13 protein-coding genes are annotated in these 20793 nt (G+C 61.7%); 8 read left to right on the forward strand and 5 right to left on the reverse strand.

All coding sequences use genetic code 11. From position 1 onward, the window contains the following. Positions 1 to 224 precede the first annotated feature (224 nt). Both ACTQXM_RS02530 and ACTQXM_RS02535 read left to right on the forward strand, forming a co-directional pair. Positions 225 to 728: a flavin reductase family protein gene (locus ACTQXM_RS02530; RefSeq protein WP_427717758.1), complete on the forward strand. Its 504-nt coding sequence runs from the start codon at positions 225 to 227 to the stop codon at positions 726 to 728. A gap of 89 nt (positions 729 to 817) precedes the next feature. Continuing rightward, a complete protein-coding gene (locus tag ACTQXM_RS02535) occupies positions 818 to 961 on the forward strand; it encodes a rubredoxin-like domain-containing protein (protein ID WP_035137395.1) in 144 nt (47 codons plus the stop codon). 470 nt (positions 962 to 1431) lie between these two features. Here the strand turns inward: ACTQXM_RS02535 and ACTQXM_RS02540 are convergent, their stop codons facing one another. Next, a complete protein-coding gene (locus tag ACTQXM_RS02540) occupies positions 1432 to 2688 on the reverse strand; it encodes an Nramp family divalent metal transporter (RefSeq protein WP_441063534.1) in 1257 nt (418 codons plus the stop codon). Between the two features lie 512 nt (positions 2689 to 3200). Here ACTQXM_RS02540 and gltB point away from each other — a divergent pair. The 5 genes from gltB (at position 3201) to ACTQXM_RS02565 (ending at position 13881) form a co-directional block, all read left to right on the forward strand. Then, positions 3201 to 7889, forward strand: coding sequence for a glutamate synthase large subunit (gene gltB, locus ACTQXM_RS02545; protein WP_441537451.1), 4689 nt, complete (start codon positions 3201 to 3203; stop codon positions 7887 to 7889). Between the two features lie 5 nt (positions 7890 to 7894). Then, on the forward strand, positions 7895 to 9376 hold the full coding sequence (locus ACTQXM_RS02550; protein WP_441537452.1) for a glutamate synthase subunit beta: 1482 nt from the start codon (positions 7895 to 7897) through the stop codon (positions 9374 to 9376). Between the two features lie 424 nt (positions 9377 to 9800). Next, positions 9801 to 10508 carry a hypothetical protein gene (locus ACTQXM_RS02555; RefSeq protein WP_441537453.1) on the forward strand — a complete coding sequence of 236 codons (708 nt, stop codon included), beginning with the start codon at positions 9801 to 9803 and terminating at the stop codon, positions 10506 to 10508. A gap of 533 nt (positions 10509 to 11041) precedes the next feature. After that, positions 11042 to 12019 (forward strand): hypothetical protein, encoded by a 978-nt coding sequence (locus ACTQXM_RS02560; RefSeq protein ID WP_441547597.1) that lies wholly within the window; start codon positions 11042 to 11044, stop codon positions 12017 to 12019. A 491-nt stretch (positions 12020 to 12510) separates the two neighbouring features. Continuing rightward, positions 12511 to 13881: an amidohydrolase family protein gene (locus ACTQXM_RS02565; protein WP_441537455.1), complete on the forward strand. Its 1371-nt coding sequence runs from the start codon at positions 12511 to 12513 to the stop codon at positions 13879 to 13881. 90 nt (positions 13882 to 13971) lie between these two features. Here ACTQXM_RS02565 and ACTQXM_RS02570 read toward each other — a convergent pair whose 3' ends face one another. From ACTQXM_RS02570 to ACTQXM_RS02585, 4 genes are all read right to left on the reverse strand, one after another. Next, positions 13972 to 14445, reverse strand: coding sequence for a hypothetical protein (locus ACTQXM_RS02570; RefSeq protein ID WP_427717775.1), 474 nt, complete (start codon positions 14443 to 14445; stop codon positions 13972 to 13974). 146 nt (positions 14446 to 14591) lie between these two features. Continuing rightward, positions 14592 to 14861, reverse strand: coding sequence for a metal-sensing transcriptional repressor (locus tag ACTQXM_RS02575; protein ID WP_229778266.1), 270 nt, complete (start codon positions 14859 to 14861; stop codon positions 14592 to 14594). A gap of 51 nt (positions 14862 to 14912) precedes the next feature. Further along, a complete protein-coding gene (locus ACTQXM_RS02580) occupies positions 14913 to 15134 on the reverse strand; it encodes a heavy-metal-associated domain-containing protein (RefSeq protein WP_154515953.1) in 222 nt (73 codons plus the stop codon). A gap of 147 nt (positions 15135 to 15281) precedes the next feature. Next, the gene (locus tag ACTQXM_RS02585) at positions 15282 to 17624 is read right to left on the reverse strand and encodes a heavy metal translocating P-type ATPase (RefSeq protein ID WP_441537456.1); all 2343 of its coding nucleotides are present in this window, start codon (positions 17622 to 17624) and stop codon (positions 15282 to 15284) included. A 638-nt stretch (positions 17625 to 18262) separates the two neighbouring features. On the opposite strand from ACTQXM_RS02585, the gene ACTQXM_RS02590 reads away from it, so the two are divergent. Next, positions 18263 to 20467: a DEAD/DEAH box helicase gene (locus ACTQXM_RS02590; protein ID WP_441547598.1), complete on the forward strand. Its 2205-nt coding sequence runs from the start codon at positions 18263 to 18265 to the stop codon at positions 20465 to 20467. Positions 20468 to 20793 lie beyond the last annotated feature (326 nt).

Genomic DNA, 20793 nt, shown 5'->3' on the forward strand with positions numbered 1-20793 from the left:
ATCCGGGCGGGCGGGGATGTTCATCCATCACTGTTGTCGTACTCCCGGTCTGCTCCTCGCAAGTTGCGGTGGAATAGTTTCTGTTTGTTGGGTATCCAGGCTTAAACAGGGACTTTTTCACCGCAACTGCGTGTGGCTCATTTTTCTTACCGTTCTGACACATATGTCTCATTGTGGGTATATACGTCTGCAAGGCTCAATTCCGAGTTAGGGGAGTGATCGTTTTGGATAAAACTGCGTTCTTTACGATGCCGTGCGGGCTGTATGTGGTGAGTGCCGCGGCAGATGGGTCGCGCGCCGGCTGCATTATCAACACCGCGGTGCAGGTGACGTCCACGCCGCCGCGCATTTCGGTTGCCGTGAACAAGGAAAATGTCACGTCTGGCGTTATCTCGTCTGCCAAGGCCTTTGCGCTGACCGTGATCGATCAGACGGCCGATATGCCCTACATTGGTAACTTTGGATTCCGTACCAGCAGCAACTATGACAAATTTGCCAAGTACGAGACGCGCGAGACCGCACTGGGCATGCCTTATGTTCCCGAGCATGCGGCGGCCTTGTTTAGCTGCCGTTTGATCGACACAGTGGATGTGGGCACGCATCTACTGTTTATCGGCGAGGTCGAGGATGCCGAGCGCCTGAGCGACGAGACGCCGCTCACCTACGATTACTACCATAAGGTCCTGAAGGGCAAGACGCCGCCCAAGGCGTCTTCGTACCAAGGGTAGAAATGCGGTAAAACCGCTTGCATTATATTATTAAGAATATATACTAATAAGCAAAGTACACCAGCAGCCACGTTCGAGAGGAGAACATCATGGCCGAGGAAAAGAAGACGTACAAGTTCGTGTGCACCGTTTGCGGTTACGAGGTAGAGGTCGACACGCCCGAGCTGCCCGAGGATTACGTGTGCCCGGTGTGTGGCGTCGGTCCCGATCAGTTTGAGCTCGTCGAGGAGTAGCTCGTAGACACACGACTTGCAGCAACATATAGCTCTGTCCAAGGGCCCCGGTCGGATATCCCGGCCGGGGCCCTTTTCCTCCGTCCCCAAGGGATCACGGCTGCTATTAGCCGATCCTGTCTGTTGTGAGTCCGGCCGACCTTTTGTCTTAACCTGCAACATCTAACGGCTCAAAACGGGTCTTCCTGTTACAGAACGAGACAAACCAAAACCATCATTCCCAAAATCTCAATCTATAACATTTAGGCACGTAAAACCCCCTCTACTTGTTACAGATCGAGACAAAAGGTTGGGGCTGAAGAAATATCTCGATCTGTAACATCTGGGCGCGGAAATTGGGTCCACTTGTTACAGATCGAGACAAACTGAAACTATCTCTCAGAAAATCTCAATCTGTAACATCTAAGGGCTCAAAACGGCCTCACGTGTTACAGATTGAGACGTTATATCTGGACAGTCACGCCATCCCATTACATCCCCGTTAGCAGCACGATGTCGAGAATCGTCACGATGACGCCGATCCCTACGAGCAACGCGTTGAGCGGGCGCGAGTTGGCGTATTTGCCCATGACGCGGGGCGAGCTGGTGAGTCGTATGAGCACAAAGACCGTAATCGGCAGCTGAAGCGACAACAGTGCCTGACTCCAAATGAGACCCTCAAAAGGATTCGGGACGATCAGGCACGCCGCCACTGCGCCGACGAAACAGGCCGCCACTCCGATCGAGGAATGTCGGTCGTGGATGTCGTATTCCTCGTCGAATATGCCCGCGGTGATGGTGCCCGCCGCCATGCCCGCCGTCACGCTACTCGATATGCCCGCAAACAGCAGTGCCACCGCAAAGATGGTCGAGCTTGCCGGGCCCAGAATGGGGGAGAGCGTGGCCGCTGCGACGGCGAGGTCGTCTACGACAATGCCGTGCGCAAAGAAGGTCGTTGCGGCCAGGATGACCATGGCCGAGTTGATTGCCCAGCCCACACCCATCGAAAAGAGCGTGTCGAAGAGCTCGTAGTGCAGGCGTTCTTCGATAACCTGCTCGCCTTGGCCTTCAAAGTGCATGGATTGGATGACCTCGGAGTGCAGGAAGAGGTTGTGGGGCATAACGACCGCGCCTAGGACACTTACGATAATCGCGACTGAGCCGGTGGGCATACTGGGTGTAATCCAGCTTGTGGCGGCTTGCGGCCAGTCGACCTTGACCAGCAGAAGCTCGGCTAAAAACGAAAGTCCCACCACGCCCACGAAGGCGATGATCCAGCGTTCGGCGCGTTTGTAGGAGCTTGTCATGAGCATGGCAATCGATGCCGCCGCCACGATGATGCAGCCGGCACGTACGGGCAGGCCAAAGAGCATTTGAAGTGCGATCGCACCGCCCAGGACTTCGGCCATGGCGGTGGCGACCGTGGCTAGATACGCGCTGCCGAGTATCGCACGCCCGACGAGGCGGGGCAGGTGGCGCGTCGTGGCCTCGGCAAGACACATGCCCGTGGCGATGCCCAAGTGAGCCGCGTTGTGTTGCAGCACGATGAGCATGATCGTGGACAGCGTGACGATCCACAGCAGCGCGTAGCCAAACTGCGAGCCGGCGGCCATATTGGAGGCCCAATTGCCCGGGTCGATAAAGCCGACGGTCACGAGCAGCCCGGGGCCGATATGCCGTGCGATGTCGAGTCCGCCGTGGCCGCCGGTGCGCGGGGAGCCAAAGTGATATTTGAGATGGTCGATCATGGTGCACTCCTGCGTGCCGTTTGTTTGACGCCGCAAAGGATACCCGTTTTAGGCTCGAAATTTGACCATGACTAACAAAATTGTTGTGATGGTAAAAGGGGGTTGCCGAAATGTCTTGATCTGTAACAACTAGAGATGGAAATTGGGCCTAGGTGTTACAGATCGAGACAGGAAGAAATGGTCCTATGGAAAAACTCGATCCGTAACAGCTGACCGCCAAAACCGGCCCCTCGTGTTACAGATTGAGACATTCGGAACCGTCTCTCGAGAACATCTCAATCTGTAACAGTTGGTCGTCGAAATTGGGTCTTCCTGTTACAGATTGAGATGTTTGAAGCGGTGAGCTTACAGGCCGAACCTGGGGTCCTTGTTGTTGCCCTTGAGGTCGGCGGTGTCCACTCGTAGGGCGTGCGTTACGCAATTGTTTCGAAACGGGCGGGAAACACAATGGGCCGGCGATGCTTCTAGTATGCCTATTCAACTGACTGTCTAAATACTAGGGGAGGATCGCGATGCAGGCAGATTCCGCTCAGCAGCAGGGCCTTTATCGCCCCGAATTCGACCACGATGCATGTGGCATCGGCGCTCTTGCCGATATCAACGGCGAGCGCCACCACCAGATTCTGGACGATGCGCTGTCCATTCTGGTCAACCTGGAGCACCGCGGTGGCACGGGACTTGAGAAGAATACCGGCGACGGCGCCGGCATCCTGTTCCAGGTTCCGCATCACTTTTTCCGCAAAGAGGCTCAAAAGTGCGGCCAGATTCTGCCGGCAGAGGGCGACTATGGCGTGGCCATGCTGTTCTTTCCGCAAGACGACAAGGGCGTAGAGGATGCCCGCCGCGTGTTTGAGGAAGGCTGTGCCGAGGCCGGCGTGCCGCTGCTCTTTTGGCGCGAGGTGCCGGTCGACCCTCACGATCTGGGCGAGACGGCCCGTGCCTGCATGCCCACCATCCTGCAGGCTTTCCTGGGCCGTCCGGACGACACGCCCGCCGGCGATGCCTTTGAGCGTCGCCTGTACGTGTGCCGCCGTACCATCGAAAAGAAGGCCGACGCCGAGTTTGCCCTGCGCGACAAGATCTTCTATGTGTGCTCCATGAGCTCGCGCACCATCGTGTACAAGGGCATGCTGGTCGCCACGCAGATGCGCCGCTTCTTTATCGATCTCAACGACGCCGCCGTCAAGACGGCCGTGGCGCTCGTCCACTCGCGCTACTCCACCAACACCACGCCTAGCTGGGAGCGCGCACATCCCAACCGCTTTATTATCCACAACGGCGAGATCAACACCCTCAAGGGCAACGTCAACTGGATTCGCGCCCGCGAACCTAACCTGTACAGCCCCGTGCTGCAGCATGATCTTGAGCGTGTGATGCCCATCATCAACCGCGAGGGTTCCGACTCCGCGATTCTGGATAATGTGCTCGAGTTTTTGGTCATGAACGGCCGTCCGCTCACGCGTGCCGCGTCCATGTTGCTGCCCGAGCCGTGGGACCACAACGACAACCTGAGCGAGGAGCGTCGCGCCTACGATGCCTACCAGTCCATGCTCATGGAGCCCTGGGACGGCCCGGCGGCCATCGCCTTTACCGACGGCCGTACGCTGGGTGCCGCCCTCGACCGCAACGGCCTGCGCCCGGCTCGCTACTACGTGACGCGCGACGGCCGCTTTATGCTGGCAAGCGAGGTGGGCACCATCGAGGTGCGCCCCGAGAATATCCTGACAAGCGGTTGTTTGGGACCGGGCCAGATGCTCGAGGTCGATTTTGCCCGCGGCCGTGTGATCTACAATGACGAGCTGCGCGCCCGCTATGCCAAGGAAAAGCCCTACCGCGATTGGATTGCCGAAGAGACGCTGACCGTTGACGCGCTCGACAAGCCCGCCGCGGCAACGCCCGCCGAGGATGCCGAGGTGCCCGCCGCCGTGCGTATGGCCAAGCTCGGCTACCACTGGGATGATGTTGACGAGGTCGTGCGCCCCATGGCCCAGCAGGGCAAGGCCCCGCTCGCCTCGATGGGTATCGATGCGCCGCTGGCCTGCCTGTCCAAGAAGACGCGCTCGTTCTTTGACTACTTCTATCAACTGTTCGCCCAGGTCACGAACCCGCCGATCGACGCCCTGCGCGAGCATATGGTCACCTCGACCACGCTCTACCTGGGCAACCACGGCAACCTGCTCGAGGACTCTCGTACGGCCTGCCAACTGGTGCGTCTGGAGCGCCCACTGCTGAGCGAGGAGGAGTTCGACCGCATTTGCGCGATTGACCGTGTTGGCTTTAAGACCCGCCGTTTCCGTGCCGTTTACCGCCGCGATGCCGGCGAGGGCGCGCTGCAGGCTGCGCTCAAGCAGCTTGCAGAGGACGTTGAGGCTGCGGTCCGCGACGGCGTGAACATCGTGGTGTTGAGCGATCGCGCCGGAGTGGACGAGGTACCCGTGCCGTCACTGCTCGCCGTGGGCTGCGTGCACAACCACCTGATCCGCGCCGGCGTGCGTACCTTTGCCGACATCGTGGTGGAGTGTGGCGACGCCGTGTCTCCGCACGACTTTGCGGCGCTGGTGGGCTACTCCGCGAGCGGCATCTATCCGTACAACGCGCATGCGTGCATTCGCGACCTGGCGGCGCACGGCGATCTGGATGTGACAGCCGAGCAGGGCATCGCCAACTACAATAAGGCTGCGACCGCCGGCATCGTTTCCATCATGTCCAAGATGGGCATCTCCACGGTGCAGAGCTACCATTCGGCGCAGATCTTCGAGGCCGTGGGCTTTACGCCGGAGTTCGTCAACGCGTACTTCGCCGGCACGGTGAGCCGTGTGGGCGGTATGGGTGTCGAGGACGTTGAGCGCGAGCAAAACGAGCGCTACGACGCCGCGCTCGCTATCCTTAAGAGCCCGGCTCCCGATCAGCTGCCCACGCTGGGTCTGACCAAGTGGCGCCCGCTCGGCGGCGAGGATCACCTCATCGATCCGCAGACTGTCTACTTGCTGCAGACCGCCTGCCGTGAGGACAGCTACGACACCTTTAAGGAGTACAGCGCCCGCCTGCACCGCACCGGCCGTGCCGTGCGCCTGCGTGACTTGCTCGACTTTAATGCCAACGGCCGCACGCCGGTTTCGCTCGACGAGGTGGAGCCCGCGCGCAACATCGTCCGCCGCTTTAACACCGGTGCCATGTCGTACGGTTCTATCAGCAAAGAGGCGCACGAGTGCATGGCCATCGCCATGAACCGCCTGCACGGACGCTCTAACTCGGGCGAGGGCGGCGAGGATCCGCGTCGCGAGACCCCGCTGGCTAACGGTGACTCCAAGAACTCCGCCATCAAGCAGGTGGCAAGTGCGCGCTTTGGCGTAACGAGCCGCTACCTGTGCAGCGCCTTCGAGATTCAGATCAAGATGGCCCAGGGCGCCAAGCCCGGCGAGGGTGGCCACCTACCCGGTAAGAAGGTCTACCCCTGGATCGCCGAGGTCCGTCAGTCCACGCCCGGCATCGGCCTGATCTCGCCTCCGCCGCACCACGACATCTACTCCATCGAGGACCTGGCAGAGCTGATCTTTGATCTTAAGAACGCCAACCCCGGTGCGCGCGTGTCGGTCAAGCTGGTCAGCGAGGCCGGTGTCGGCACCATCGCCACCGGTGTGGCCAAGGGTGCCGCCGACAAGATCTTGATCAGCGGCCACAATGGCGGCTCGGGTGCCGCGGCGCGCGATTCCATTTGGCACGCCGGCCTGCCGCTGGAGCTCGGCCTTGCCGAGGCTCAGCAGACGTTGCTGCAAAACGGCCTGCGCTCCCGCGTGGTGCTTGAGGCCGACGGCAAGCTCATGGACGGCACCGATGTTGCCGTCGCCTGCCTGCTGGGCGCCGAGGAGTTTGGCTTTGCGACCATGCCGCTCATCTCCATGGGCTGCCTCATGCAGCGCGACTGCCAGCAGGATACCTGCCCGGCCGGCATCGCCACGCAAAACTGTCGCCTGCGTCGCGGCTTCCGCGGCAAGCCCGAGCACGTTGAGCACTTTATGCTCTTTGTTGCCGAGCAGCTGCGTGAGGTCATGGCGAGCCTGGGCTTCCGCACCGTCGACGAGATGGTCGGCCATCCCGAGTGCCTGCGCCAGATTGAGGTACCGGGCAACCGCAAGGCCAACCTGCTTGATCTGTCGCCCGTGCTGGCGAGCGCGACCTGCGAGTTCGGTGCCCATATCCCGGGCGCCGACGGTCGCCACTTCCTGCCGCAGATGGCTGCGGACAGCGAGCTCGACAAGACGCTCGACTCCACGTTGTTTGTGCCCTATACGGCCGATGCCCGTGCGCACCTGCGCCCGATTCGGTTCCGCGCCGATATCGCCAACGTCAACCGTTGCGTGGGCACCATCCTGGGCAATGCGGTGACCAAGGCGCATCCCGAGGGCCTGCCCGCCGGCTCCATCACCATCGATTGCGATGGTTCGGCCGGTCAGAGCTTTGGCGCCTTTCTGCCGCGCGGCATTACGCTCAACGTGTGCGGCGACGCCAACGACTACTTTGGCAAGGGCCTTTCGGGCGGCGAGGTGTCGGTGCGCCCCAACCCGCATGCGACCTACAAGTTCGACGAGAACATCATCGTGGGCAACGTGGCGTTCTTTGGCGCCACGAGCGGCCGCGGCTTTATTAACGGCCTGGCAGGCCAGCGCTTTGGCGTGCGTAACTCCGGTGCCACCGTGGTGGTCGAGGGCTGCGGCAACCATGGCTGCGAGTACATGACGGGCGGCCTGGCGCTCATCTTGGGCGAGGTCGGGCAGAACTTCGCCGCCGGTATGACGGGTGGCGTGGCCTATGTCTTTGACCAGTACGGCACGCTCGAGGCCCGTGTGAACCACGAGAGCGTGGAACTCAAGGCCCCGACGGCTGGCGAGCTGGCGCAGATTCGCGCGCTCATCCAGGAGCACGTGGACGCGACGCAGAGCCCGCGCGGCATTAAGCTGCTCTACAGCTTCGAGACGATGAGCAAGCACTTTGTGAAGGTCATTCCGACCGAGTACGAGCGCGTGCTGGCGATTGTCGCTGCGGCCGAGGCCGTGGGCAAGACGCATGCGCAGGCCGAGGAGTTGGCGTTTGACATCGTGACCGGCCGCGCGAGCAACGCGGATGTCGCTCGCTTTGATGTCGCGGGCGGTGCTGCGCCCGTGGCTGTCAGCTCTGTTGCTTCGACCAAGAAGGAGGCGTAAGTGCCATGGGTAAGCCCGGTGCTTTTCTTGATATCGATCGCGTGACCCACGAGCTGCGCCCCGTGGAGGAGCGCAGCCGCGATTTCGATCCGCTGTATGTGGAGCTCGACGACGATACGCGCCGCGCCCAGGCGAGCCGCTGCATGATGTGCGGCGTGGCGTTTTGCCAGATGGGTGCGAGCTTTGGCAAGGCGCGTCCGAGTGGCTGTCCGCTGCACAACCTGATTCCCGAGTGGAACGAGCTGGTGTATCGCGGTCGCTGGGACGAGGCGGCCGAGCGCCTGTCGCTCACCTCGCCCATGCCCGAGTTTACGAGCCGCGTGTGCCCGGCACTGTGCGAGGCTGCGTGCAACCTGGGTTCGGTCGACGGCCAGCCCACAACGATTCACGATAACGAGCGCGCGATCAGCGACCACGAATGGGCAAACGGCGGCCCGCGTCGCTTTGAGCCGGCAGGGGAGGACGCGCCCTCGGTCGCCGTGGTTGGTTCCGGCCCGGCTGGCCTGGTGGCTGCATGGGAACTTGCGCGTCGCGGTGCCCGCGTGACGGTGTTTGAGCGCGACGACCGCCCAGGCGGTCTGCTCATGTACGGCATTCCCAACATGAAGCTCGAGAAGTCCGTGGTCGAGCGCCGCGTGGCGCTCATGCGCGAGCTGGGCATTGTCTTTGAGCTGGGTACTGACGTTACGAACCCTGCGGTGGCGGCCAAGCTCAATGGTTTTGACGCCGTTGTGGTGGCTGCCGGTGCTCGTACGCCCCGCGGTCTTTTGGCTACGAATGTGGATGCCCCGGGCGTGGTATATGCCGTGGACTACCTGACGGCTTCGACCGTGTCGGTACTCGATGGCGGTGAGCCCGCGGTGAACGCGCGCGGCCTGGACGTTGTGGTCATTGGCGGCGGCGATACCGGCAACGACTGCGTGGGTACCGCGGTGCGCCAGGGTGCACGCAGTGTGCGTCAGTTTGAGTTCTTGCCGGCCGCACCCGATAAGCGTGCGGCGAGCAATCCCTGGCCGCAGTGGCCCAACGTTAAGAAGACCGACTACGGTCAGCAGGAGGCTATCGCTGCCATGGGCGGCGAGATGCGTGCTTGGGGCGTGGATACGCTCGAGGTATTGCTGGACAAGAAGGGCGCTGCCGCGGGCCTGCGCGTGGTCGATCTGGACTGGTCGGCCGGCAAGCCCGAACGCATTGCGGGCTCCGAGCACGAGGTGCCGGCCCAGCTGGTGCTGATCGCCTGTGGCTTTACGGGTCCGGAGCACGGCGTGTTCGACGCTGTTGACGTGCCTATTGGCACGGCGGGCCGTCCGTTGCCCGTGATGGCCTCCGAGGACTCGCATCTTGCGGCTCGCGTGGATGGCGTTGCCGCGGATGCCGCGCCGGTGTATGTGGCCGGCGATGCCCGCAACGGCAGCTCGCTCGTGGTGAGTGCCATGGCCGATGCCCTCGCCTGCGCAGCCGAGGTCGCCGAGGCGCTGGGGCTGTAAGACAATCACGGAGTTACTCAACAATCGAATCGGCAAGGGCTGTCCCCAACGGCCGGCATATAAGGAGCGTCCCCAAGTGCCGGCAGCTGGGGACGTTCCTTACGTGCCGGCATCCGGGGACACTCCTTGCGGGTTTGCGAGCGTTTTGCTCGTTTGCCGACGTTTGGATGCCTACCCGTTGGCGTTTGCGCTCGTTGCGCTCTGCTGTTTATGTGGCGGCTTTAGTTGTTTGCGGACAGCGGCGCGGGTGATTCGTCTAGTTCTACCCGCGTTTTTGTGGCAATTTGCATAATCTGCAAGTATCTCGTCAAGTGCTTGGTCAGCATCTGGTTTGCAGCCCGATGCCCATTTCGCCCGTGATGGCGGCGACCACCCGCCCTCCTCGTAAGCTCAAATTGAGGTTTATCAGTTTGAGGAGGATGCCATGGCTGATCATGTTTTGGACCGGGGACGTCTGGCCGAGGCCGTCGGTGACGATATTACCGGCATGGCCCAGTTTTGGATGCTGCGCAAGTTTCAGTTTTTGGAGGCGGCGCGTACACAGTTTGAAGTGATAGTCGATCCATGGCTCAGCTATTGCGAGGAGCCCTCGCAAAATGAAATCATGGCCTATAACATGGCATTTACCGATTGGCTGCTGTTCGAGCGTCCCTATTACCATGGCAAGACGCTGCTTGAGCTGTATGTTGACGAGCCGCCGGCGTCGCTTTCGCCCGTCTCGCTCAGACGGCTCGAGCAGGTGCGCGGCACGCACTATTTCTCTCGCTTTGGCATTTTGGATAAGGATCCCGCGACCGGTATGGTCGCGCTGCGTGACACGCGTACCGACCGTCGCTTTGACGTCTACGATCCGCATATCGTGCAAAAGGAACACTGGCGCGATGGCGCGATTGCGGTGCGCCTCGCGTGCGTCGACGACGTCTGGCTGACGGCGGGGCAGCTCTACCTCTACGACATTGCGCGCCTGAGCGATACGGCGGTCGACGGGCCTGGCGCCGTGCATCCTGAGGACCTAGAAGATGGCTTCGATACCTCGTGTATCAGCTTCTTTCTCAGGCTGGTTCGCGACATCATGGGCGCCCAGGGGCGCTACGTAAAGTCACTCAACATCTACAAACAGGAATGGGAGTAGGGGATGGGCCTTCGCAGCGCCGCGGCCTGTCTATTTGTCTCGGTCTGTAACGTTTTGGGACAAAAAGCCAGTCTACCTGTTACAGATCGAGACGAATGCTTGGGCGTTGCTGGTTTGTCTAAATCTGTAACGTTTAGGGGTCTGGAGAACGTCTAACTGTTACAGATTGAGACGTTTGGCACCTGGCAGGGGGGATGTCTTGATCTGTAACATCTGCAGGCCAAAATTCGATCCAACTGTTACAGATTGAGACGTTTGGCGCCTATCTGGGGAAATGTCTCAACCTGTAACATCTACAGGCCAAAATTCGACCTAACTGTTACAGATCGAGACAAAGGTTGGCCGCGGTACCGAACAATCTAAATCTGTAACAACTAGTGGCTCAAAGACTGTCTTCCTGTTACAGATCAAGACATTTGTCAGCGGAGGCAACGGTGACGATGGTCCATTTGTCTGACGTGGTGGTGATGAAAGTGTCTAATACCGTTTTCAAACACAAACATGCAGCACGTAGCACCTTGGCGCGGAATAGGATGCTTGCCAGGCTCACGGAGACGGCTGAACAAGGCGTGCTGCTTGCGACGCACGACAATGCCGAGCTCATGTGGCTGCGGCGCCATGTGGGCACAGACGATATTGCGGAGCCCGAATCGCACCTATTCTGTTTTCAGCATGAATGGGATGCGTTGACGCCGCCGGAGCGGGCTCGGCGGACCATCAAGGGGCTTGCGGAGTTTCATCCCGATTGGGCGTTTTGGGGGTATGACGCCGCGCTGATATGGGGTCTGGAGGTGCCGAATGATCTGCTCGGGCCGCGTTACTTGGTCAAGACGGGTTGTTCGGTGGCGTTGAGTACGGGATATAGGCTGCTGCGTCCGCAGGCGGCGGGTGCGCTTGAGCGCGTCGACGGCGTGCGAGTGACGCCGTTTTGGCGCACGGTGGAGGATTGTCTGCTGCGTGCGCCGTTTTCATATGGTCTGGCGATTGCCGATTCTGCGCTGCGGGCGAAGGGCATATCGCGCGACGACCTCTGCGAACGGCTCCAGGCCGATTGCGAGGGCAGACGCGGGTATCGCAGAGCTCAGGTGATTGCGTCGCATGCGGACGGGCTGTCCGAAAACGGTGGCGAGTCTCGGTTCCGAGCGTTCTTTATTGCATACGGTTTTCCGGTGCCAGAGTTGCAGGTGGAGTTTCGCGATCCGCTCGATTCGAGCCAGGTGTTTCGGGTCGATTATTTCTGGAGGCTCGAGGACGGGACGTGCGTGATTGGCGAGCTCGACGGAAGAGGAAAGTATACCCTGCAGGATGGTGGGGATCGGGAGTCGGTCGACCCGTTCGTAGCAGAGCGTCAGCGGGAATCTCATCTGACAATGCTCGGGCACAAGGTGCTGAGGTTCACGTTTGATGAGCTCAAGAACCCGGGGAAGCTGGCTGAAAAGATGAGGCTGGCGGGTATTTCGCAGCGGGCCGATTTGGCTGAGGGATGGAAGCGTCAGTGGTATGGGCGCTGAGGGATACGACTAATGCGGATGTGGTTGTTCCTGTCGAGTTTGTCTCGATCTGTAACAACAAGGGGCCGTTTGGCCTCGTAACTGTTACAGATCGAGACAGAAGGTTGGCTGCCGCTAAAAGATCTAAATCTGTAACATCTATAGGCCGAAAACCTGTCTACCTGTTACAGATTTAGATGTTTGACGACAGGGCTGGAGAATATCTCGATCTGTAACATCTAACGGCCAAAATTCGACCCAACTGTTACAGATTGAGACAAAGGCTGGACGCGGTGCCGAAAGATCTCGATCTGTAACATCTGACTGCTAAAACCTGGTCTACCTGTTACAAATCAAGACGTTTTGCTGGAACGGCCGGAGCATTGCCGTGCTGTCTCCGTTTGTCCTCACAGCTCTCTCGTCCCTCCGCTAACCGATATGTTCGACTTTAGTTTGCTGCATTAGGTGATAATGGACAAATGTTCAAGTTAATCGTGAGGGAGGAGCTCGATATGGCGTCTGCCGATCGTTCCACGTTGTTTATCAATGCGACCGTCCTGGATGGTTCGGAGCATATGGAGCCGCAGCCCGACATGGCCGTGGCCGTTGAGCGCGGTGTCATCACGTGGATGGGGCCGAGTGCTGTGGCGCAGGCGCCTGCAGGTGCCGAGGTCCTCGACCTGGCCGGGGCGTATCTCATGCCGGGCCTCATCAATATGCATGTGCATCTGTGCGGCTCGGGCAAGCCGGTTTCGGCGGGCGATGCGGGCACGCTGATGAAGAAGCTCGATAATCCCGTGGGGCGCGCTATCGTGCGCCATATTCTTAAGGGCAGCGCCCAACAACAACTGGCAAGCGGCGTGACCACGGTGCGCGGCGCGGGCGACCCGCTGTTTGCCGATCTGGCTGTGCGCGATGCTATCGACGCCGGCAAGTATCAGGGTCCGCGTTTGGTGGCGCCGGGAACGGGCGTCACGGTGCCGGGTGGCCACGGCGCGGGCTTGTTCGCCCAGGTGGCCAACAGTCCCTCCGAGGCGGCCGAACAGGTGCGCGACCTGTATGCGCGCGGTGCCGACGTCATTAAACTGTTCGTAACGGGCGGTGTGTTCGATGCGACCGAGGTGGGCGAGCCGGGCGTGCTGCGTATGCCGGTGGAGGTTGCCGCGGCGGCGTGCAAGGCAGCGCACGATATGGGCCTTCCGGTTATGGCTCATGTCGAGAGCATCGAGGGCGTGAAGGCCGCGCTCGAGGCCGGCGTCGATACGATCGAGCACGGCGCTCCGTTGACGCCCGAGATCCTGGAGCTGTACCGCGGCGCCGCGGGAACTCAGCTCGAGGGGCGTGCGCCGAGTGTGACCTGCACGATCAGCCCCGCACTGCCGTTTGTGCTGCTCGATCCGGAGAAGACTCATTCGACTGACACGCAAAAGAAGAACGGCGATATCGTGTGCTCGGGCATTATCGAGAGCGCTCGTGCGGCGCTGGAAGCCGGTATCAAGGTAGGTTTGGGTACGGATTCGAGCTGCCCGTTCGTGACCCAGTACGACATGTGGCGCGAGGTGGCCTATTTTGCCAAGTACGTGGGCGTGAACAATGCGTTTGCGCTGCATACGGCTACGCAGGTCAATGCTGAGCTGCTGGGGCTGGGCGGCGAGACCGGTGCGATCGAGTGCGGCAAGGCTGCCGATATCCTGGTGACGCGCGAGAACCCGCTCGATGACCTGTGCGCTCTGCGCGAGCCGATGCACGTGATGTGTCGTGGCGATCTGGTGCGCAAACTCAAGGTGAGGCGTATTCCCGAGGTGGACGCCGAGCTCGACACGATTATGGCCATGCCAGCCGAGGCGCTTGCCGAGGAGCTTGCCCGCGACGGCGTGGCGTAGGTGTGACGGGGGCGGGCCCTTTGTCGCATTCAAAAAAGCCGAGGTCCCAGTGCGAGGCCTCGGCTTTTATTTTGTCCTGCGGTATAGCGGCTACGAGCGCGTCTCCATCTTGGCGTGGCACTTGGGGCAGGTGACGCGGATTTTGCCTTTGCCCTTGGGAACGGAGAGCATCTGGCCGCAGTTGGGGCACTTGAGGTATGCCGTGGTCTTGCGACCTTTCCACATCTTCTTGGCCGTGCGCTTGGCACGCTCAAAGTCTTCCTTACTGGTGCCGGCCGCGCGTGAGGTGCTGGCCGCTGCAGCGCCGCCACCCAAGCTGGCGACAAACTTGCCCAAGCCGGGGACCTTAGCCGAGCCGGCGACAAAGGCCTCGTTCTCCTTGCGACGTGCGTCGATGTTTTTGGACAGGCCGCGCAGTACGCCGATCACGATGACGGCGATGGCGATCCAACTGAGCCACTGGACGCGGGCCATCGATCCGATCATCGCGATGACGATGCCCGCAAAACCCATCACGATGGTGAGCTCGTCGGCGCCATTGCGGCCCTTCATAAAGTCATTCATGCAAATTGCCTTTCGTTCGATATGCCGCACGCCTTTATACCCGATTTAGAGCAAGGGGGACAGGTTAATCTGCACCAATGTGGTGCAAACATACCCGTCCTCGGAACATCAAGACGGTGCAAAGTGGTCTGTCCCCAATGCGCCGATTACTTAGAGAGCTTGTCGACGACGCGTTCGATCTCGGCGAGCTTCGCGGCTTTGAGGTCTTCGTCGCCCGATTCGATTGCCGAAGTCACGCAGCCCTCGATATGCGCCTTGAGCACGTCGGCGTTAATGCGCGCGAGGAGTGCCTGTGTGGCCATGAGCTGCGTGGAAATATCGACGCAGTAGCGGTCCTCCTCGACCATCCGCAGGATGCCGTCGATCTGGCCGCGCGCCGTCTTGAGCATACGGTTCACCGATTTGTGGTCTGCCATCATGGCGGGTCCTCGTTTCTGGTCGATGGGGTCGAATGCTTCTGGTAGCTGCTAGGCTGCGGTCACGGACAGGGCGTGGAACTTCTCGCCGGCGCTCTCGACGGCGGCAGCGAGCTGCTCAGCGGCCACGGTGTCGGCGCACTCCACCTGTACCGTCTGAGTCTCGTGATCGGCATCGGCGTCGGTCACGCCGGCAACGTTGAGCAGTGCCGTCTCGACAGTAGCGTCGCAGTGGCCACACATAAGGCCGGAAGTCTTAATTGTGTATCGCATGGGTATTCCTCTCTGTTATGTCGGCTTTCCCAGGCACCCGACCTTGACCTTTAAGCCGTCGCTCGCGTACCAAAGTACGCGTCGCTCCTCTTTCAGGTCAATCTCGGGCACCTGGAAAACCCGTTCTAAACGGATTTAATGGTGAGCCTATTTTGCCACTTTAGGCTTAAAGGATTTCAGGCGCAGAGCATTGGACACGACGCACACGCTCGACAGGCTCATCGCCGCGGCGCCAAACATCGGCGAGAGCTGCCAGCCGGTGAGGGGGAAGAACGCGCCCGCAGCGAGCGGAATGCCGATGCCGTTGTAGAACAGCGCCCAGAACAGGTCTTGCTTGATGTTGCGAATCGTGGCGCGCGAAAGCTCGATAGCGCGGGCGACGTCCATGAGGTCGCTGCGCATGAGTACCACATCTGCCCCTTCCTTGGCGATGTCGGCGCCGGTGCCGATAGCAAGGCCCACGTCGGCGCGCGCCAGGGCGGGGGAGTCGTTGATGCCGTCGCCCACCATGGCGACCTTGCCGCCCGCATCCTGCAGTTCGCGCACGTGGCGTTCCTTGTCGGCGGGAAGCACGTCGGCAATGACCTGCTTGCTGCTCAGTCCTACGCGGCGGGCGATTGCTTCGGCAGTGACGCGGTTGTCGCCGGTGAGCATATGCACGTCGACGCCGAGCGAACGCATTACAGCGATGGCCTCGGCGCTCGTCTCCTTGACCTCGTCAGCCACGGCAATGGTGCCGACAAGCTCGCCGTTCTTGGCAAAGAACAACGGTGTCTTGCCCTCGGCGGCGAATCGCTCCGCAAGTCCTGAGGGCACGGTGATACCCAACTCGCCCATTAAGCGAACGTTACCGGCGGCGATGGCGTTTTGTCCCTCGCGCGCCGTAACGCCTCGTCCAGGCACGGCGGCAAAGTCCTCGACCATGCGCGCCACGATTCCGCGCGCCTCGCACTCGGTCATAATCGCCTCGGCCAGCGGATGCTCGCTCGAGCGCTCCAGCGCGGCAGCGAGCTTCAGTAACGCCTTTTCACTCATGGCGGGCGAGTCATCGGCGCGCGTGGCTACCACGATATCGGTCACGGCAGGTTTGCCGCGGGTGACCGTACCCGTCTTATCGAGCACTACGGTACCCACGCCGCGCAGGTTCTCCAGCGCCTCGGCGCTCTTAAACAGAATGCCCATCTCGGCGCCCTTGCCGGTGCCCACCATAATGGCGACGGGCGTGGCTAGGCCGAGCGCGCAGGGACAACTAATCACCAGCACGGCCACGGCGGAGGTGAGTGCCTCGTTTATGCTGCCGGTTAGTGCCATCCACACCGCAAAGGTCACGGCCGAGATCACGAACACCACGGGCACGAACACGCCGGCGACCTTGTCGGCCATGCGGGCGATGGGCGCCTTGGTGGCGTTGGCGTCCTCGACGAGCTGGATGATCTTGGCGAGTGATGTCTCGGCACCAACCCGCGTGGCGCGGAAGGTAAACGAGCCGGTGCGGTTGACGGTGGCGGCGTTGACGGTGTCGCCGGCGGTCTTTTCCACGGGGATTGACTCGCCGGTGAGCGCACTCTCGTCCACGGCCGAGCTACCCTCGAGCACCACGCCGTCGACGGGGATTGACTCGCCGGGGTGCACGCGCAGGACCTGGCCGGGAAGGATGCTATCGACGTCGACGGTGGTTTCGCTGCCATCGTCGGCAACGACGGTCGCGGTTTTAGGCGCCAGATCGATGAGCGCCTCGATGGCGCCGCCGGTTTTGGACTTACTGCGCGTCTCGAGGTATTTGCCCACGGTGACGAGCGACAGGATCGTGCCCGCGCTCTCAAAATACAGATTGTCCATGCCTGTCATCATGGCCTCGTGCACCTGAGCTGTGGCCAGCTGGTCGGCCATGATGAACATGGCATAGAGCGACCAGGCAATGGAAGCGGTGGCGCCCACGGCAATAAGGGCATCCATGGTGGGTGCGCCGTGCGCGAGCGATTTAAACCCGTTGATAAAGTACGCGTCGTTGACGTAGACGATGGGGATGAGCAGGACAAGCTCGGTGAGGGCGAGCGTCATGCTGTGGATATGGTCGGTGAAAATGCCGGGCAGCGGCCAGCCGAGCATGTGTCCCATGCCTATGTAGAACAGTGGGATGAGGAAGACAATCGAGACGATGAGGCGGGTGCGCATGGCAGAGGCGGCGGCCTCCAACTTTTTGGCGGGCGACTCCATATGGGCGGCGCCGGACCTGGCTTGCGCGCTGCCGTTTGAGCCGGCGGCACCGGTGCCCGTGCTGACGGGCGAGGCCGAGTAGCCCGCGCGGTCGACGGCGGTGCAGATATCGTCGGGGGAGACCTGCGCGGGGTCGTAGTCGACCATCATGGAACCGGCGAGTAGGTTGACCGCGACGCTTTGGACGCCGTCGAGCTTGCTCACGGCACGGTCCACGTGCGCCTGGCAGGCGGCGCATGTCATGCCGCCTACGTCGAACTTATCTTGAGCCATGGCCTCTCCTTTCTGTGGTTCGGTGTTGGAATTGTTAACCTCTCGATACTATACACCCATACCCCCTGGGGGTGTATGGCAAAAGTTGAAATGTATGACATTCCGATACGGGGGTCGACTGCCAAGTTAGCGCACCATCCTCGTCCTTCATCTCAATCTGTAACATCTAGTTCCGTTTTTGCCGAGTTACTGTTACAGATTGAGACAAACAATTCGGCGGTTGCTTAACATCTCGATCTGTAACATCTGGCAGGGAAAATGACCTCTATCTGTTACAGATCGAGATGTTGTTTTGCGAGGTTTTGGTTTGTCTCGATTCGTAACGTGTAGACCTGGTTTTGCCTCGTAACTGTTACAGATTGAGACAATTGGCCCAGACCCACCCCGTCCGCCTCGTCATCTGTGGTTTACGTGGGGGCATACGGAGTGCAGGTATACTAACCCGCGGCGAATCTGCTCCATCGCTTAGAGCTGCTGCGTCTGGACGGCGCGTGATAGGGCTGCCAAAGCGATCGCCAGCGTGCTGAGCAACGTCCTCTCTGTGCGCACCCGTTTTTGTATGTACTAGCGCACTACCAAGCACGCCCGCGCGGCCGCATGCCGTGCCCCTTGCGCGTGCAGATAAGGAACAACAACATATGCGTAATTCTGTATCCGACGTCACCGACGCCGAGATCCTGGACGAGACCCGCGAGGCCATGGCCCAGGCTGCCTTCGATGCGGCCGACGAGGCCAGCGCCGCCGAGACCGTCGAGTCCGCTACCGAGAACCTGCCCGCCTTTGATGAGCTGGGTCTTTCGGACGAGATACTTCGTGCCATCGAGAACCTGGGTTACACGGCGCCGACGCCCGTGCAGGCCGGTTCGATCCCCGTGGTGCTCGAGGGCCGCGACCTGCTTGCCGCCGCTCAGACCGGCACCGGCAAGACGGCCGCCTTTTTGCTGCCGACCATGAACAATCTGGAGCACATCGCTCCTCCCAAACCTGTGCGCGAGCGCGGCGGCCGTAACCGTCGTCGCGGTGCTAAAAAGCCCGAGGGCAACGGCCGCGGCCCCGTGATGCTCGTCATCACTCCTACGCGCGAGCTCGCCCAGCAAATCGACGAGGTCGCGAGCAAGATCGCCGACGTCACCGGCCATGTTGCCGTGACCGTCGTGGGCGGCGTGAGCTACAAGCCGCAGACCGCTGCCCTCAAGTACGGCTGCGACATCCTGGTCGCAACGCCGGGCCGTCTGGTCGATCTGATCGAGCAGGGTGCCTGCCACCTGGACGAGGTCAAGGTGCTGGTGCTCGACGAAGCCGACCGCATGCTCGACATGGGCTTTTTGCCCGCCGTTCGCCGTATTGTGCGCGAGACGCCGGCCGAGCGCCAGACGCTGCTGTTCTCGGCGACCCTCGACGAGGAGGCCGTGGGCGAGATCACCGACCTGGTGAGCGACCCGGCCCGCGTGGAGATCGCGCCCGCCACGTCGACCGCCGACACCGTCGACCAGTTTGTGTTCCCGGTGTCCATCGAGGCCAAGAACAACCTGCTGCCCGAGTTCCTCAAGAAGGAAGGCCCGGAGCGCACCATCGTCTTTATGCGCACCAAGCACCGTGCCGACAGCTGCTGCCGTCGTCTGGAGCGCAAGGGCATCAAGGCTGCCGCGATTCATGGCAACCGCAGCCAGGCCCAGCGCGAGCGCGCGCTTTCGGCCTTCCGCGACGGTACCGTTGACGTGCTGGTGGCAACCGACGTGCTCGCCCGCGGCATCGACATCAGCGATGTGCGCTACGTCGTGAACTTTGACGTGCCGGCCGAGCCGACCGACTACATCCACCGTATTGGCCGTACGGGCCGCGCCGGCGAGCTGGGCTGGGCCATCACGTTTGTGACCGAGCAGGACGTGGATGAGTTCTACGAGATCGAGAAGCTCATGGACAAGACTGCCGACATCTACGAGGCCGGCGACCTGCACGTGGGCCCCAATCCGCCCGCGGTTGACCCCGAGCGCGACCCTGCGGCCTTTAAGGTGAAGAAGAAGGCCAAGCGCGGTAAGTCCAAGAGCAAGAAGAAGCTTGAGCAGGCGCGTCGCGACGGCAAGCGCAACGGCGACGATTACGGCGATGTGGCCGGTCGTTCCAACCGCGGTCGCGATGAGCGTCGCGGCGACAGCGAGCGCCCGAGCCGTCCCAAGCGCGGCGGCAAGACCCGCGTGCGCGAGGGCGTTCAGGCTCGCGTGGACGAGGCCGTGGAGAGCGTGGCCCGCGAGGTGGCTGCCGAGGAGCGTGCCGGTGCTGGTGCCGTCGAGCCGGCCCCGCGCGGCAACCGTGCCGAGCGCCGTGCCAAGCAGTTCCAGGGCGAGGCACATCGCCGTCGCCGCGAGGACGAGGATCGCGGTGGTCGACGCCGTGTTGAGCGCGAGGACGAGGGCCGTGGCTCGCGCGGCGGCAAGCGCGGCGCGGGCGACCGTCGTCGTTCCGGTCGCGATGACGAGCGCGGCGGCCGCGGCGGCGAGTCCCGTGGCGGCAAGCGCTTTGAAGAGCGCGGCGGCCGCGGCGGTGAGCGTCGCGAGGATGCTCGCGGCAATGGCGGCCGCAGTGGCGCCGGCCGTTCTGGCGAGTCGCGCGATCGTCGCGACCCGCGTGCCAGTCGAGATCGTCGCGATGACTGGCGCAACTACGACGATACCCGCGAAGAGCGCCGCGGCGGCTATCGCGGCGGACGTGGCGGCAACCAGGCCGGCTCCCGTGGTGGCCGTGCCGGCGGTCGCGATAACCGTGGCAGCTATGGCAACAGCCGTGGCGGCAAGCGCGGCGGCAGCTCCCGTCGCCCCGGTGACGGCGGCGGCAAGCGCAAGTAACATACGCGTCGCGCGGTAAGGCGACACGAGTTTGGGCCTCGAGCAGACTATGCTCGGGGCCCTTTTAGTGGGCTCAGTATTAGGTGGGGCCAGTCTTCTTCGCGGAAACGCGCGGAGACAGTCGCGGCAAGAGATACGGGCTATCGACCTAGTTGGAGATTCGCGTATGCGGGGGCCGACATCAACTCAGGGCATGAGGTTTTCTGCTGACGCGCGGCGGCTGCGGTGCCCGGGCGGACACGCCGGGGATTTCGCCCGCTGCCTGGCGCCCTTGCCGCCATCCGGCTTACGCGCTCGCATTCTTTTGGATGCGGGCGTGTTTTTCG

It is taken from the genome of Collinsella sp. LCP19S3_D3 (assembly GCF_052121455.1).
In the GTDB taxonomy this organism is placed as follows: domain Bacteria; phylum Actinomycetota; class Coriobacteriia; order Coriobacteriales; family Coriobacteriaceae; genus Collinsella.

Bases quoted from the DNA above. Each gene is read 5' to 3' on its own strand.
- ACTQXM_RS02535 (WP_035137395.1), top strand. From the start codon at position 818: ATGGCCGAGGAAAAGAAGACGTACAAGTTCGTGTGCACCGTTTGCGGT.
- ACTQXM_RS02540 (WP_441063534.1), bottom strand. From the start codon at position 2,688: ATGATCGACCATCTCAAATATCACTTTGGCTCCCCGCGCACCGGCGGC.
- gltB (WP_441537451.1), top strand. From the start codon at position 3,201: ATGCAGGCAGATTCCGCTCAGCAGCAGGGCCTTTATCGCCCCGAATTC.
- ACTQXM_RS02550 (WP_441537452.1), top strand. From the start codon at position 7,895: ATGGGTAAGCCCGGTGCTTTTCTTGATATCGATCGCGTGACCCACGAG.
- ACTQXM_RS02555 (WP_441537453.1), top strand. From the start codon at position 9,801: ATGGCTGATCATGTTTTGGACCGGGGACGTCTGGCCGAGGCCGTCGGT.
- ACTQXM_RS02560 (WP_441547597.1), top strand. From the start codon at position 11,042: ATGCTTGCCAGGCTCACGGAGACGGCTGAACAAGGCGTGCTGCTTGCG.
- ACTQXM_RS02565 (WP_441537455.1), top strand. From the start codon at position 12,511: ATGGCGTCTGCCGATCGTTCCACGTTGTTTATCAATGCGACCGTCCTG.
- ACTQXM_RS02570 (WP_427717775.1), bottom strand. From the start codon at position 14,445: ATGAATGACTTTATGAAGGGCCGCAATGGCGCCGACGAGCTCACCATC.
- ACTQXM_RS02575 (WP_229778266.1), bottom strand. From the start codon at position 14,861: ATGGCAGACCACAAATCGGTGAACCGTATGCTCAAGACGGCGCGCGGC.
- ACTQXM_RS02580 (WP_154515953.1), bottom strand. From the start codon at position 15,134: ATGCGATACACAATTAAGACTTCCGGCCTTATGTGTGGCCACTGCGAC.
- ACTQXM_RS02585 (WP_441537456.1), bottom strand. From the start codon at position 17,624: ATGGCTCAAGATAAGTTCGACGTAGGCGGCATGACATGCGCCGCCTGC.
- ACTQXM_RS02590 (WP_441547598.1), top strand. From the start codon at position 18,263: ATGCGTAATTCTGTATCCGACGTCACCGACGCCGAGATCCTGGACGAG.